We start from the raw sequence: 14,090 nt of genomic DNA, 5'->3' as shown, positions 1-14,090 counted from the left end.
TGGGTGCGATGAAGCCGTTCACCACGCACACGGGCGTCGGGGTGCCGCTCCGACGGTCCAACGTGGACACCGACCAGATCATCCCGGCGGTGTACCTGAAGCGGGTCACCCGGACCGGATTCGAGGACGGGCTCTTCGCCGCCTGGCGCAACGACCCCGAGTTCGTGCTCAACGCAGAGCCCTTCCGGAACGGCTCGGTCCTGGTGGCCGGACCCGACTTCGGCACCGGCTCCTCCCGGGAGCACGCGGTGTGGGCGCTGGGGGACTACGGGTTCCGGGCGGTGATCTCCTCCCGGTTCGCCGACATCTTCCGTGGCAACTCCGGCAAGCAGGGTCTGCTCGCCGCCCAGTGTGAGCAAAGCGACGTCGAGCAGCTCTGGAAGCTGCTGGAGGCCGAACCGGGCACCGAGGTCACTGTGGACCTCGAGTCGAAGACGGTGCGAGCCAAGGAGTTCCAAGCGCCCTTCCAGGTCGACGACTACACCCGCTGGCGGCTGCTGGAGGGGCTCGACGACATCGGACTCACCCTGCGACACGCCGAAAGTGTTGATGCGTTCGAAAAATCGCGGCCAAGTTGGCTGCCGAGGACCCTTCCGGCCCGCAGCGGCTGAGAAATCCGCCTTCGCCGGACCTGAATCCCCTGGTGGGGAAGGGGATTCAGGTCCGGAAACGGCGGGCCCCGAACCCGCCCATTCCACCGCCCGGAGTACCTCGGACGGGCGGAACTCCGCGCGTCGCAATGGATTTTTGGGCGTGGCGCGTGGAAAGTATTGGCGCTTGGCCTTACCGTTGCCTTCTAGTCGGCCTGAGTTGTAGGGCCGTAAGCGTCCTGGGAGGGACTGAAGGTGAACAAGGCCCAGCTCATCGATGCGCTCGCCGAGCGTCTTGGCGACAAGAAGACCGCCGGCACCGCAGTCGACGGCATCGTCGACGTCATCGTCCGCGCTGTCCACAAGGGTGACAAGGTCACCATCACCGGCTTCGGTGTTTTCGAGAAGCGGGCCCGCGCGGCCCGCACCGCTCGCAACCCGCGTACCGGTGAGACCGTGAAGGTCAAGAAGACCAACGTCCCCGCATTCCGCGCCGGCACCACGTTCAAGAACGTGATCAGCGGCACCACCAAGCTGCCGAAGGCCGCCGCTGCCCCCAAGGCCGCCGCTGCCAAGGCCGCTGCCCCGAAGGCCGCTGCCGCGGCCAAGACCACCGCCACGCGTACCGCGCGGGCGACCGCCACCGCCACCAAGGCGCCGGCCACCAAGGCCGCCGCCAAGCCGGCGACCACCCGCAAGGCTGCGGCTGCGAAGCCCGCTGCCGCCGCCAAGGCTGCCGCCCCCAAGGCCGCCGCGGCTGCGAAGAAGCCGGCCGCCGCCAAGGCGACCACCGCCAAGGCTGCCGCCCCCAAGGCAGCTCCGGCGGCCAAGAAGCCGGCCGCTGCTGCGAAGAAGCCCGCAGCCGCCAAGGCGCCGGCCGCCAAGAAGCCGGCGGCCCGCAAGAAGTGAAGTCACGCCTGAGGCGGTCCTGACACCCAAACCGCTTCGGGAAGACTGAGATAAGGCCCCGCCGGGACGCCGGCGGGGCCTTTCTTTTGTGCCTGGGATCAGTCGCGGACCGGCGGCAGCGGGGTTTCGCAGTAGTCCGCCGCGAGCAGGGTCGGACCGGCCGGATCGGCGTCGAAGGTGAGGATCCAGGTGCTGCCCTTGCGGCTGGGGAACTCGGTCAGCGGCAGGCCGGCTTTGACCGCCAGCCGCTCCACCAACTCCGGGATCACCCCGCCCTGACTGGAGACCACCGCGGCCCCATCGGCGGCGATGGCCAGGAACCGGCGCACCCCCGCGTCCGGGTCCGGCCAGAAGCCCTCCTCGGCCAGCAACCACTCCTCGGTGATAGGCAGCCCCAGCTGCTCGGCCAAGGGCTCCACGGTCTGCGCGCAACGCACCCTGGGAGCCGCGTAGAGGCGCTGCGGGGCGAAGGCCGGCAGCATCCGGCCGAGGCAGCGCGCCTGGTGCGTGCCGGAGGGTGTGAGCGGGCGCAGCTCGTCCGGCCCGGCCCACTTCTCCCGCTTGCCCGCCTTGGCGTGCCGGACCAGCAGCACGGTGCGGACGCGGGCTGGCAGCGCGGTGAAGGCGTCCAGCACCACCCGGTCGTGCTCATAGCTCAGCAGCGCGCGGGCTTTGTCCGCGCTCAGCCAGCGCAGTTCGTCGACCTCTTCGTTCGGGACGAAGTCCCCGCCAATGGCCTCGGCGGAGTAATAGGTGACTCTTTTCGGCCGCGTATTTCCGTCCTTAGTGGACACCTCATAGTGCGCGGCTGGCAGCATCCGGCCCAGTACCGCGTGGTAACCGGTCTCCTCGGCGATCTCCCTGACCGCGGTCTCGGTCAGCGTCTCGCCGGGGTCGCACTTGCCCTTGGGCAGCGACCAGTCGTCGTAGCGCGGACGGTGCGCCACCGCCAGTTCCACGCCTGCCGGGGTTTCCCGCCACAGTGCGGCGCCAGCCGCGTGCAGCGCGCTCACGCCTTGGCCCCGTGCCTGCGCAGCATCTCCTCCTGGTGGTCCAGCACCCGGTCGCCCGCCTGTGGCGAGGGACTCCAGTGCCCGTTGGGTTCCAGCTCCCAGCAGCGGGTGGCCGGGTCCATGCAGGAGTCGAACATCACGTCCAGGTCGTGGGTCAGCTTGGGATCGGCCACCCGGACCATCACCTCGATCCGGCGGTCCAGGTTGCGGTGCATCATGTCCGCGCTGCCGAACCAGTGCTCGTTGCCGCCGCGGAAGTGCACCACCCTGGAGTGCTCGAGGAAGCGGCCCAGGATCGAGCGCACGGTGATGTTCTCGCTCAGTCCAGGGACGCCTGGTTTGAGGGAGCAGATGCCGCGCACCACCACCTCGATCGGCACCCCGGCCTGGGAGGCGCGGTAGAAGGCGTCGATGACCTGTTCGTCCACCAGCGAGTTGACCTTCAGCCGGATCCCGGTCCGCTTGCCCTGCCTGGCCAGCGCGATCTCGGCCTCGACCCGCTCGATGATGCCGCGGCGCACGCCGTAGGGCGCGACCAGCAGGCTGCGGTAGGTGTGCTGGCGGGAGTAGCCGGTGAGCACGTTGAACAGGTCGGTGAGGTCCTGGCCGATGGCGGGTTCGGCGGTGAGCAGGCCGATGTCCTCGTAGAGCCGGGCGGTCTTGGGGTTGTAGTTGCCGGTGCCGATGTGGCAGTAGCGCCGGATGGTGGAGCCCTCCTGACGCACCACCAGCGCGGTCTTGCAGTGCGTCTTGAGGCCGACCAGGCCGTAGACCACGTGCACGCCCGCGCGTTCCAGCTGCCGGGCCCACTTGATGTTGGCCTGCTCGTCGAAGCGGGCCTTCAGTTCCACCAGCGCCACGACCTGTTTGCCTGCCTCGGCCGCGTCGATGAGCGCGTCCACGATCGGCGAGTCACCGGAGGTGCGGTAGAGGGTCTGCTTGATGGCCAGCACGTGCGGGTCGGCGGCGGCCTGTTCGATGAAGCGCTGCACGCTGGTGGAGAAGGAGTCGTACGGGTGGTGCACCAGCACATCGCCCTCGCGCAGGGTGGCGAACACGCTCTTGGGTGTCTCCCCCTCGCTGAATGCCTGGTGCGTGGCAGGCACGAACGGCTTGTCCTTGAGTTCAGGGCGGGCCAGGCCGTAGAGCTGCCACAGGCAGGACAGGTCGAGCAGGCCGGGCACCTCGACCACGTCGTGCGGGTCCACCTCCAGCTCGCGCAGCAGGAGTTCGAGCATGTGCTCGCTCATGGTGTCGGCGACTTCCAGGCGTACCGGCGGGCCGAACCGGCGGCGGGCCAGTTCCCGTTCCAGGGCTTGCAGGAGGTCCTCGTCCCGGTCCTCCTCGACCTCGAGGTCGGCGTTGCGGGTGACCCGGAACACGTGGTGCTCCAGCACGTCCATGCCCGCGAACAGGTCGGTGAGGTGGGCCGAGATGAGTTCTTCCAGCGGCAGGTAGGTCGCGGTGTCGGCGTCCCGGTCGAGTTCGACCCTGACCAGCCTCGGCACGTTGTCCGGCACCTTGACGCGGGCGAAGCGTTCCTGGCCGCCCTCGGGATCCCGCACGGTGACGGCGAGGTTGAGGGACAGGCCGGAGATGTAGGGGAAGGGGTGCGCCGGATCGACCGCGAGGGGGGTCAGCACCGGGAAGATGTGGTCGCTGAAGTAGTTGGTCAGCCGCAGCCGGTCCGGGTCGTCCAGGTCGTCCCAGGCCACGATGCGCACCTGGTACTTCTCCAGTTCGGGCTGGATCTGGTCCAGGAAGGTGCGCGAGTGCAGCTCGACCAGGTCCTGCGCGCGGGTGGAGATGCGGGCGAGTTGTTCGCGCGGGGACAGGCCGTCGGCGCTGCGCACGGACAGCCCGGTCTCCTCGCGGCGCTTCAGCCCGGCCACCCGGACCATGTAGAACTCGTCCAGGTTGGAGGCGAAGATGGCCAGGAACTTGGCCCGCTCCAGCAACGGTTCGGAGACGTCCTCGGCCAGTGCGAGCACCCTGGCGTTGAAGTCCAGCCAGGAGAGTTCCCGGTTGAAGTACCGGTCGTCGGGCAGGTCCTTGATGGTGGGCGGTTCGGTCACCGCGGGCGGCGCGGCCGGGGATGCCTTGGGCGGCGCGGATTCCACCGGCGGCACGACCGGGGTGCCCTGGCGCGCGGTGCGCACGCCCGCGGCGACGCCGTTGGTGGCCGGGGCGGCCGTGGCGGTGGCGCTGGCGGTGCGGCGCTGGGCGGCGGCGGTGCGGCGGGCGGTCGCGGGTTTGGCGACGGGCTTGGCCGGGGTGCGCCGGGCGGTGGTCGGCTTGGCCGCGGCGGGTACGGCGGCCACGGTCTGCGGGGCGGCGGGTTTGCGGTCGGTGGGCAGGGCCACCGCCGCCGGCTGACTGGGTGTGCGCCGGGTCCGGCTCCGCGGGGCCGGGGCGGCCGCGGGTTCCGGTGGGGCCTCGGCGGGTTTGCGGGTGCGCCGGGCCGCGGGTTTCACCGGTTCGGGCGCGGGGGAGTCGGGCGGCGCGGCGGGGGTGGTCTTGCGTCCCCGCTGGGCAGAGGTGGCGGCCTTCGCGGTGGTGTTCCGAGTGGACGATCGGGCGCGACCCGGTTTCGTCGTCGGGTCGGTCGGCTTTTCCTCGCTGCGGTCCGTGCTCACCCGGCCATTGTTGCTGACGGGGAGGGTTATCGCGCCCTGCGCGTGGTGGGAACCGCCTGCTCGGTGTGAACTTCGGATTAAGCGGGCGGAACCGGCGGGCGTACCGCTGTGACCTGGCCCTCCGTCCGGTCCAGGGTCACCCGCTGCCCCGGCCGGGGCGCGAGCCAGCCACCGGCGGCCACCGCGGCGGCCGGGGCGTCGACCAGGAGGCCGTCATCGCGCAGCGCGGTGAGCGATCCGTCGGCGTGCACGGTGTGCACGGTCGCCTGTTCCGGTCCAGGTGATCCCATGCCCCGGGAGCCTAGTGACAACGGCGAATGACCTACGACTAACGGCTGTTGCCGCAGGCCGGGGCCGCTGCGAGGGTGCGGGGAGAGCCGTTGAGGAAGAGGGGATCCCCACGATGAAGACGCTGGTGGTGCTGACCGCCGCGCTGGCCACCGCGCTGACCGGGGGCGGTTTCGCCGTCGCCGGTCCGGCGCCGCAGGCCGCGCCGTTGTCCGCCGCGCAGTCCGCCGCCGCCGAACTGCCCGAACTGCAGGCCGCTTCCGCCAATGTCGAGGTGGTCGACCGGCTGCCCGACACCAAGGGCGCGATCTCGATCAACTACACCACCTACCGCGCAGGCTGGCGGAAGAAGGAGGTGATGTTCGTCAGTGGTGAGTTCGGCCTCAAGTCCTACGACGTGTCCAATCCGGACAAACCGGTGTTCCTGGATCACCTGGAGAACGCGGCGCTGGCACTGCCCGGCGACGATGTGACCAAGCGGTTCTGGGAGAACGAGGACGTCGACGTCGACCACAAGCGCAAGCTGGTCTTCATGGCCCGCGAGCGCAGCGCGTTCGGGCGCCAGGTCGGCGGGGAGCGGCCGACCGGCGTGTACATCCTGGACGCCAAGGACCCGGCCGACCTGAAGCTGCTCAGCTTCGCCGAGATGGGCACCGGGCACACCACCACCTGCGTCAACGACTGCCAGTACCTGTGGACCGCGGGTTACGACGGCACGCCGACGACCGACCCCGACCTGTACAAGCGGTCCGGGAAGATCTTCGTCACCGACATCCGGGACCCGCGCAACCCGAAGACCTCGGCCACCTACGTGGACCTCAACCGCAACCAGGGCAAGACGCACATGACCCACGACGTCCAGGTGGACGCCACGGGCATCGCCTGGGTCGCGGGCACCGGCGGCACCCGCGGCTACCGCACCTCCGGCTGGCACTTCGACCCGCTGACCAAGCGGTTCCGCGAGGCCACCGCGAACAACCCGATCCCGTACGCGGGCGGCGGCGTGCCCACCAAGGACATGCCCAGGGCGTTCAGCCACAACTCGATCCGCCCGGTCGGCGACCGGCTCGACGACGGTCCCAGGCCCTCGGCCAAGCACCCGGCCGGCAGTCTGCTGCTGCACACCGAGGAGGCATTCGGCTCGCCGACCTGCGCCGATCAGGGCCGGTTCGTGATCTCCTCGCTGAAGGGCTCTGGCAAGGGCGAGTCCTGGCAGGCCACCGAGCAGAAGCCGTTCCACCTGGAGACGGTCAGCGTGTGGAGCCCGCACGACCAGGAGGGCACCATCACCGACGCGGGCTGCTCGGCGCACTACTTCGACATCCACGACCGCGTGGTGGCCTACTCCTTCTACGGCCAGGGCACCCGGTTCATCGACATCAGCGACCCGGCCAAGCCGTTCCAGATCGCCTACTACCGGCCGGAGGCGGCGGTCTCCTTCTCGCCGTACTGGTACAAGGGCCGGGCCTACATCGCCGACATCGCCCGCGGGGTGGAGATCGTCAAGCTGACCAAGGGCGCGGACGAGGCGCGCGAGGCCGGCCAGGAGGTCGTGCTCAAGACCAGCAAGCCGGTCGACGGCGCGGTGCTGACCACCACCAACCGCTCCGGCAGGCTGCCGCTGGCACCGGACCCGGACTACGGCTGGGCCTGCCCGATGGTGCTCCGCCGCGGCGGCCAAGGCTGCACCGAAGGCGCCGCCAGCTGCTGCTGACCCGTCCCACCCCAACCAACCCGACGTACAACAACAGCCAACCTGACGTACAAGAACGGCCAACACGCCGTACAAGAACGGCCAACACACCGTCCATTCGGGCCAACACGCCGGAGGCGTTCCCACCCTTCCGGCGTGTTGGCCGTTCTTGTACGCAGTGTTGGCCGTTGTCGTACGGTGTGTTGGCCGTTCTGGGACGGTGTGCTGGCCGTTGGGGGACGGTGTGTTGGGGGTTGTGGGGGGTTAGGCGGCTGGGGTGAGTAGGCGGGCGGTGTGTTCGCCGAGGCCGATGGTGGCGGCGGCGAGCAGGTCCTCGGCGGTGTCCACGTCGCAGCGCAGGGAGGGCCAGGGGCCCAGCAGCTCCGTCGCGCCGGAGGCCGCGTGGGCCGTTGCCGAGCCGGGGCCGAAGCGTGGGTCCAGTGGGCCGTGGCCGGCCAGCAGCAGGGTGGTGCCGGTGCCCTGGCGGTCCGGGCAGAAGGCCCGTTCCGGGGCGGCGGCCAGGGCCGCGTCCAGCTCCTCGGGGCGCAGGGCGGGCAGGTCGGCCTGCAAGGCGCCGATCCGGCAGTCCGGGTGGTCCTGGCGGAGCAGCTCAGCGCCGTAGGCCAGGGCCGCGTTCAGGCCGCCTGCCACATCCGGCACCGTCTCCACGCCCAGGCCGGTGAGCACCTCGGCCACGTGCGGGTCCGAGGTGATGGCCAGCAGCCTGCGCACGCCACGGGCCGCCCGCGCGGCGGTCATGGTGTCGGTCACCAGGGCCAGGGCCAGGCGTTCATGCGCGGTCCGGTCGCCCGCGCCGCCGTCAGCGGCGCCGAGCAGCCTGGACTTGGCCCGGAGCAGAACCTTCACCGGGACCACGAGATCGACACGGTTGGACACCCTGACATCCTCCCAACTGGACCTTCACCACCCTCGCGGGGAAGACTCACGGCGGCAACACGCACCGGTGAGACGAAGGAGACAACAGGGTGGCCAAGAAGGAGAAGGGCGGCTTCTGGGTCGGGCTGGCCGCGGCGATCTTCTTCCCGATGACCAGGATCCTGGCCAGGCGGAAGTTCGTCGGACTCGAGCACATCCCGTTCGACCGGCCGGTACTGGTGGTCGCCAACCACATCTCCTACCTGGACCCGGTCTACAGCGCGGTGTTCGTGCGCAGCGCCCGCCGGGTGCCCCGGTTCCTGGCCAAGGCCAGCCTGTGGAAGATCCCGGTGCTCGGCCAGATCCTCAAGGGCTCCGGCCAGATCCCGGTGCACCGCGGCTCGGTGGACGCCCGGCGCAGCCTGCAGTCCGGCCTGGAGGCCCTCGGCGACGGCAAGGTCGTGGTGATCTACCCCGAGGGCACCATCACCAGGGACCCCGAGGTCTGGCCGATGCACTCGCACGTCGGCGTCGGGCGGCTGGCGGTGGACCACTGTGTCAACGGCGAGGCGATCTGCGTGCCGATGGTGCACTGGAACACCCACCTGGTCTTCGACAAGTACAAGAAGAAGCTGAGCCTGTTCCCCCGCAAGAACGTCACCATCAAGGCCGGGCCGCCGCTGGACCTGTCCCGGTTCCAGGGCCGTGAGGTGGACGCCGACCTGCTGCGCGAGGTCACCGATCACCTGATGGGCGAGGTGCGCACGCTGCTGGCCGAGGTGCGCCAGGAGACCGCGCCGACCGAGTTCTACACCGTGCGCAAGAAGAAGGACGCCGAGCCGGGCGAGGCCGCCGACAAGAACGCGACCCAGAAGGACGGCGAGCAGTGATGCCGCAGCGGATCGCGGTGCTGGGCGCCGGGTCCTGGGGCACCACCTTCGCCAAGGTGCTCGCCGACGCCGGCCGCGACGTGGTGCTGTGGGCCCGCCGCCCCGAGGTGGCCGCGGCCATCACCGACCGCGGTGAGAACCCCGACTACCTGCCGGGCATCCCGCTGCCCGCCACCCTGCGCTCCACAGTGGACCCGCTGGCCGCGCTGGACGGCGCGCAGGCGGTGGTGCTGGCCGTGCCCAGCCAGACCCTGCGGGAGAACCTGGCAGGCTGGCGGCCCGCGCTGCCCGCCGGCGCGACCCTGGTGAGCCTGGCCAAGGGCGTGGAACTGGGCACGCTCAAGCGGATGAGCGAGGTGGTGGCCGAGGTCGCCGGCGTCCCGGCCGGACAGGTCGCGGTGGTCTCCGGACCGAACCTGGCCCGCGAGATCGCCGCCGAGCAGCCCACCGCCAGCGTGGTGGCCTGCCCGGACGCCGAGCGCGCGGTGGCCTTCCAGCGCGCCTGCTTCACCAACTACTTCCGCTCCTACACCAACACCGACGTGGTGGGCTGCGAGCTGGGTGGCGCCTGCAAGAACGTGATCGCGCTGGCCTGCGGCATGGCAGGCGGACTCGGCTACGGCGACAACACGATGGCCGCGCTGATCACCCGCGGCCTGGCCGAGACCGCCCGGCTGGGCGTGGCCCTTGGCGCGGACCCGCTCACCTTCTCCGGTCTGGCCGGACTCGGTGACCTGGTCGCCACCTGTGCCTCGCCGTTGTCCCGCAACCGCTCCTTCGGCGACCGCCTTGGCCGCGGGGAGACCCTGGTGCAGGCCCAGGAGGCCACCAACGGGCAGGTCGCCGAGGGCGTGAAGTCCTGCTCGTCCATCCGCGAGCTGGCCGCCAGGCACGGCGTGGACATGCCGATCACCGACGGCGTGTACCGGGTGTGCCACCAGGGCCTGGAACCGTTGAAGATGGCGGCCGAGTTGCTGGGGCGGGCGCAGAAGGACGAACGCCAGTGAACGAGGAGTGGGGCGACGGCACCCGCTGCGTGCACGCCGGGAGCGTCAAACCCGTGCTGGGTCAGCCGTTGGTGTCCGGGCCGGTGTTCGCCTCGGTCTACCACCTGCAGGACGGCCCGGCCGCGCCGGCCGCGCTCGGCAACACCTACGGCCGCGCGGAGAACCCGACCTGGGAGGTCCTGGAGGAGGCCATCGGCGCGCTCGACGGCGGCCGCGCCCTGGTCTACCCCTCCGGCATGGCCGCCATCGCCGGACTGCTGCGCGCCACCCTGCGTTCCGGCGACACGGTGATCGTGCCCGCGGACGGCTACTACGCCACCCGGCAGCTCGTGCGCGAGGAGCTGGGGCAGTTCGGCGTGCGGATGCGGGAGATCGCCACCCCCGGCCCGTGGACCCCCGAGGTGTTCGACGGGGTGCGGCTGGTGCTGGTGGAAACCCCGTCCAACCCGCTGCTGGACGTCTGCGACCTGATCGCGCTCAGCGATGCCGCGCACGAGCGGGGCGCGATCGTGGCCGTGGACAACACCACCGCCACCCCGCTCGGCCAGCGCCCGCTGGACCTGGGCGCGGACGTGGTGGTGGCCAGCGACACCAAGGCGCTGTCCGGGCACAGCGATCTGTTGCTGGGCCACGTCTCCACCAACGATCCCGAGCTGTACGCCCGGCTCGCCAAGGGCCGCAAGCTCAGTGGGGCCATCCCCGGTCCGTTCGAGACCTGGCTGGCGCACCGCGGACTGGGCACCCTGGACCTCCGGCTGGCCCGGCAGGCGCAGAACGCCGAGGCGCTGGCCACCGCGTTGCGCGCGCACCCGGCCATCACCGACCTGCGCTGGCCGGGCCTGCCCGGCGATCCCGCGCACGAGATCGCCAAGCGGCAGATGACCCGGTTCGGCGGGGTTCTTCGGTTCACCCTGCCGGACAAGGAGACCGTGGCCCGGTTCATCGACGCCAGCGAACTGGTCTCGGCCACCACCAGCTTCGGCGGCCTGCACACCACCGCGGACCGGCGCGCCCAGTGGGGCGACGCCGTGCCCGAGGGGTTCGTGCGGCTGTCCGCGGGGTGTGAGGACACCGCGGATCTGGTCACCGACATCGTGGTGGCGCTGGAGACCGCGGTCCGCTGAGACGGTCCACTGTGGACAATCAGACCAGCTTGGCCACGACGGCCGCAGCGGTGTCCACAGTGGACTGCGGGTTCTGTCCGGTGACCAGTTTCCCGTCCACCACAACGGTGTTGCTCCACGGCTCGCCCGCCTCGATCACCGCGCCGCGCTCGCGCAGCTCGGACTCCACCCACCACGGGGTGTTCTCGCCGAGGGCCTGGCGTTCCTCGGCGTCGGTGAACACGGTCAGCCGCCGCCCGGCGAAGGCGTTGCCCGCGCTGAGCAGTCCGGCCAGGCCGTGGCAGAGCGCGCCGATCACCTTGTCCTGGGCCAGTGCCTCGGTCAGCAACGCGGCCAGGTGCTTGTCGGTGGCCAGGTCGGTCATCGGGCCGTGGCCGCCGGGCAGGTAGATCGCGTCGTAGCCGGCCAGGGACACCGTGGCCAGGTCCAGCGGCTTGGTCAGTTCCTCGCCGAGGCTGTCCAGGTAGGCGACCAGCTCGTCCTGGTCCGCCTTGCTGCCCGGGTCCGCGGTCGGGGTGACGCCGCCGGGGGTGGCGATGTCCACCTCGATGCCCGCCGCGCGGAAGGTACGGTGCGAGGCGGCGGCCTCCTCGACCCAGTAGCCGGTGGGGTGGGCCGAGCCGTCGGCCAGGGTGAGCGAGTCGGCGCCGCTGAGCACCAGCAGGATCTTCTTCGTCATGGCCGCAAAGCTAGGCCCGTCCGGGCTGGTCACGCACATCGTCGCCATCACCTAAGTTATGGCGGCCGTGGAATAGTTCCAGGGTCCGCTGATGACGAGGAGGAGCCGTGCCCGAGCTGGACCTGCTCGCCACCTTCCTGGAGATCCACCGCACCGGCTCGCTCACCGCGGCCGCGGCCCGGCGTGGGCTGTCCCAGCCCGCGGTCAGCGGCCAGCTGGCCCGGCTGGAGCGTCAGCTCGGCGAGGAGCTGTTCACCCGCACCAACCAGGGCGTGCGGCCCACCCCGCGGGCGGACACCCTGGCCGCCCAGGTCGCCTCGCACGTGGACAAGCTGCGCAGTGCCTTCGACCCCGAGGACGAGCAGTGCCTGGTCCGCCAGGGTCAGCTCCGGCTGGGCGGACCGGCCGAGCTGACCACGCTCCGGGTGCTGCCCGCGCTGACCCCGCTCACCGCCTGCGGGCTGCGGCTGCGGGTGCAGTTCGGACTGGCCGAGGACCTGCTCACCGCACTGGTCGAGGAGCGCCTCGACCTGGTGGTCTCGGCGATCCGGCCGACCCAGCGCGGGGTGGCCGCCACCCCGTTCCTGGACGAGGAGTTCCTGCTGCTGGGCGCGCCCGCCTTCGCCCGCACCGTGCGGGCCGAGCTGCTGGCCACCGACCCGGTGCGCGCGCTGGCGCACCTGCCGCTGGTGGCCTACGCCGAGGACCTGCCGATCATCCGCCGCTACTGGCGCACCGCGTTCGGGCGCAGGCCGTCGAACGAGCTGGCCGTGGTGGTGCCGGACCTGCGCGCGGTGCTGACCGCGGTGATCGCCGGGATGGGCGTGTCCGTGCTGCCCCGCTATGTGGCCGAGCCCGCGCTCGCCGCCGGGTCGGTGGAACTGCTGCACGAACTGGAGGTGCCGCCGCTGAACACCGGGTTCCTGGCCACCAGGGTGGGCGGGCTGGCCGATCCGGTGGTGGCCAGGGCGCACGCGCACCTGCTCGAACGAGCGAAGAGCTGGCCCACGCTGTGAGATTCTGCCGGTCGACTTGACCGCCTCCGAGCAGGCTGCTTCCATTCTCTGCGTGTCCAGTCGCGCATCCTCGTGCCAGAGGGGTCCTGTCGGCCTCCTGCGAGTTGCCAGCGCGCTCTGTTGTCCTTCCTGCTGAAACACCCCGCCGCAGTGCATTTTCGGCGTTGCTCCCGGCTGTCCGCCGCGCGCCGACCACCCTCAGCTCGAAGGACCCTCGTCATGTTCGCCGTTCCGCCCAACACCATCGCCGTTGACGCCACCAGGGCCGCCGCCCACCCCGCCCGCATCGCCATGAACGTGGCCGCGGACCGCTCCCGCTGGGGGCACCTGCTGCGCTACGACCCGGCCGAGCGCTACACCGCGCTGCTGGAGCGCACCCCCGACCACGAGATCTGGCTGATGAGCTGGCTGCCCGGCCAGCGCACCGAACTGCACGACCACGGCGGCGCGACCGGCGCCTTCGCCGTGGTCTCCGGCGTGCTGGCCGAGCGGGTCGCCCGGCTCGGCGAGAACGGCCGCCCGGTCGAACTGGTGCACGCCCTCACCGCCGGTCAGACCAGGGTGTTCGGCCCGCACTACGTGCACCAGGTGATCAACGAGGGCCCGGACCCCGCGGTGAGCATCCACGTCTTCGACGGCGAGCGCCGGGACATGCCGCGCTACCGGATGGACTACGCGGTCGGCCCGGTCCGCGACTGAACGTGCGCCGGCGCTTCGGCGTCGGCCGGCAGCAGCGGGCAGGGCTCCGGCTCGCCCCAGGTCCGGCGCAGCGGCAGCACCCCGGCCCACACGCCGGGCGTGCCCAGGTCGGCCTCGTCGTCGCTGGGCGGACCGGTGCGGATCTTCACCGCGGCCTCGGTCAGATCCAGCGCGAGCACCCTGGTCGCGGCCAGTTCCCGCTTGTCGGGCCGGCGGGCATGGTCCCAGGAACCGGGGGCGAGGTGCTCGGTCAGCGTGCGCAGGCCGTGCAGCCGGGCTTCGTCGCCGACCACCGGGACGGCCCGGCCGTGGATCACCGCGCTGCGGTAGTTGACCGAGAAGTGGAACACCGAGCGGGCGTAGACGATGCCGTCCAGCTCGGTCACGCTCACACACACCTCGGTGCCTGCCGCCGCCCGCAGACTGGCCGCGCCGGAGGATCCGTGCAGGTAGAGCGTGTTCCCGTCGCGGCCGTAGCCGGTGGGCAGCACCAGCGGCACGCCGTCGAGCACCACGCCGAGGTGGCACAGCATCGCGCTGTCCAGCAGCGCGTGCAGTTCGGCGCGGTCGGTGCGGGCTCGGTCCTTGCCGCGGCGGATCGTGCTGCGGCCGGTCGGGGACAGCGCGTCAGTGGTCACGGCACCTAGTATTCGAGTGGCAACTGGCATTC

The 14,090-nt window shown here is 71.2% G+C and carries 14 protein-coding genes; 8 read left to right on the top strand and 6 right to left on the bottom strand.

From position 1 onward, the window contains the following. Positions 1–8: 8 nt before the first annotated feature. Entirely contained in the window at positions 9–611 is a 603-nt protein-coding gene (leuD, locus tag HNR67_RS41495; RefSeq protein WP_185011729.1) for a 3-isopropylmalate dehydratase small subunit, read from the top strand. A gap of 234 nt (positions 612–845) precedes the next feature. Continuing rightward, entirely contained in the window at positions 846–1,499 is a 654-nt protein-coding gene (locus HNR67_RS41490) for an HU family DNA-binding protein (RefSeq protein ID WP_185009211.1), read from the top strand. A 98-nt stretch (positions 1,500–1,597) separates the two neighbouring features. Here HNR67_RS41490 and HNR67_RS41485 read toward each other — a convergent pair whose 3' ends face one another. The 3 genes from HNR67_RS41485 to HNR67_RS41475 form a co-directional block, all read right to left on the bottom strand. Next, a complete protein-coding gene (locus tag HNR67_RS41485) occupies positions 1,598–2,503 on the bottom strand; it encodes an NUDIX hydrolase (RefSeq protein WP_185011727.1) in 906 nt (301 codons plus the stop codon). 5 nt (positions 2,504–2,508) lie between these two features. Beyond that, entirely contained in the window at positions 2,509–4,641 is a 2,133-nt protein-coding gene (locus tag HNR67_RS41480) for an RNA degradosome polyphosphate kinase (protein ID WP_344965222.1), read from the bottom strand. A gap of 584 nt (positions 4,642–5,225) precedes the next feature. Further along, complete coding sequence (locus HNR67_RS41475) at positions 5,226–5,438, bottom strand: hypothetical protein (protein ID WP_185009209.1); 213 nt, start codon at positions 5,436–5,438, stop codon at positions 5,226–5,228. Between the two features lie 113 nt (positions 5,439–5,551). On the opposite strand from HNR67_RS41475, the gene HNR67_RS41470 reads away from it, so the two are divergent. Further along, positions 5,552–7,150: an LVIVD repeat-containing protein gene (locus HNR67_RS41470; protein WP_185009207.1), complete on the top strand. Its 1,599-nt coding sequence runs from the start codon at positions 5,552–5,554 to the stop codon at positions 7,148–7,150. 243 nt (positions 7,151–7,393) lie between these two features. On the opposite strand, the gene cofC is transcribed toward HNR67_RS41470, so the two are convergent. After that, positions 7,394–8,026, bottom strand: coding sequence for a 2-phospho-L-lactate guanylyltransferase (cofC, locus tag HNR67_RS41465; protein ID WP_185009205.1), 633 nt, complete (start codon positions 8,024–8,026; stop codon positions 7,394–7,396). A gap of 89 nt (positions 8,027–8,115) precedes the next feature. Between cofC and HNR67_RS41460 the strand changes: the two genes are divergently transcribed. The 3 genes from HNR67_RS41460 to HNR67_RS41450 are packed head-to-tail and all read left to right on the top strand — an operon-like array spanning position 8,116 to position 11,026. Further along, a complete protein-coding gene (locus tag HNR67_RS41460) occupies positions 8,116–8,895 on the top strand; it encodes a lysophospholipid acyltransferase family protein (RefSeq protein WP_312989301.1) in 780 nt (259 codons plus the stop codon). After that, positions 8,895–9,902: an NAD(P)H-dependent glycerol-3-phosphate dehydrogenase gene (locus tag HNR67_RS41455; protein WP_185009203.1), complete on the top strand. Its 1,008-nt coding sequence runs from the start codon at positions 8,895–8,897 to the stop codon at positions 9,900–9,902. Before HNR67_RS41460 ends, HNR67_RS41455 begins: the two co-directional genes overlap by 1 nt. Next, positions 9,899–11,026 (top strand): cystathionine gamma-lyase, encoded by a 1,128-nt coding sequence (locus HNR67_RS41450; protein ID WP_185009201.1) that lies wholly within the window; start codon positions 9,899–9,901, stop codon positions 11,024–11,026. The genes HNR67_RS41455 and HNR67_RS41450 overlap by 4 nt, the downstream gene beginning before the upstream one ends. Before the next feature lie 19 nt (positions 11,027–11,045). On the opposite strand, the gene HNR67_RS41445 is transcribed toward HNR67_RS41450, so the two are convergent. Continuing rightward, a complete protein-coding gene (locus HNR67_RS41445) occupies positions 11,046–11,705 on the bottom strand; it encodes a type 1 glutamine amidotransferase domain-containing protein (RefSeq protein ID WP_185009199.1) in 660 nt (219 codons plus the stop codon). 107 nt (positions 11,706–11,812) lie between these two features. Between HNR67_RS41445 and HNR67_RS41440 the strand changes: the two genes are divergently transcribed. Together HNR67_RS41440 and HNR67_RS41435 are read left to right on the top strand one after the other, a co-directional pair. Further along, positions 11,813–12,721, top strand: coding sequence for a LysR family transcriptional regulator (locus tag HNR67_RS41440; protein ID WP_185009197.1), 909 nt, complete (start codon positions 11,813–11,815; stop codon positions 12,719–12,721). A gap of 219 nt (positions 12,722–12,940) precedes the next feature. Then, complete coding sequence (locus HNR67_RS41435) at positions 12,941–13,420, top strand: cysteine dioxygenase (RefSeq protein WP_185009195.1); 480 nt, start codon at positions 12,941–12,943, stop codon at positions 13,418–13,420. On the opposite strand, the gene HNR67_RS41430 is transcribed toward HNR67_RS41435, so the two are convergent. Then, positions 13,393–14,088 (bottom strand): pyridoxamine 5'-phosphate oxidase family protein, encoded by a 696-nt coding sequence (locus HNR67_RS41430; protein ID WP_185009193.1) that lies wholly within the window; start codon positions 14,086–14,088, stop codon positions 13,393–13,395. The two genes, HNR67_RS41435 and HNR67_RS41430, sit on opposite strands and share 28 nt — an antisense overlap. Between the last annotated feature and the right edge of the window lie 2 nt (positions 14,089–14,090).

This window comes from Crossiella cryophila (assembly GCF_014204915.1).
GTDB classification, from domain to species: domain Bacteria; phylum Actinomycetota; class Actinomycetes; order Mycobacteriales; family Pseudonocardiaceae; genus Crossiella; species Crossiella cryophila.
Note: the sequence above shows the minus strand (reverse complement) of the source record. Positions and strands in the feature narration are given on the sequence as shown.

Coding starts and splice junctions, on each gene's coding strand:
- leuD (WP_185011729.1), top strand. CDS start 9: ATGAAGCCGTTCACCACGCACACGGGCGTCGGGGTGCCGCTCCGACGG.
- HNR67_RS41475 (WP_185009209.1), bottom strand. CDS start 5,438: ATGGGATCACCTGGACCGGAACAGGCGACCGTGCACACCGTGCACGCC.
- HNR67_RS41470 (WP_185009207.1), top strand. CDS start 5,552: ATGAAGACGCTGGTGGTGCTGACCGCCGCGCTGGCCACCGCGCTGACC.
- HNR67_RS41455 (WP_185009203.1), top strand. CDS start 8,895: ATGCCGCAGCGGATCGCGGTGCTGGGCGCCGGGTCCTGGGGCACCACC.
- HNR67_RS41445 (WP_185009199.1), bottom strand. CDS start 11,705: ATGACGAAGAAGATCCTGCTGGTGCTCAGCGGCGCCGACTCGCTCACC.
- HNR67_RS41435 (WP_185009195.1), top strand. CDS start 12,941: ATGTTCGCCGTTCCGCCCAACACCATCGCCGTTGACGCCACCAGGGCC.
- HNR67_RS41430 (WP_185009193.1), bottom strand. CDS start 14,088: ATGCCAGTTGCCACTCGAATACTAGGTGCCGTGACCACTGACGCGCTG.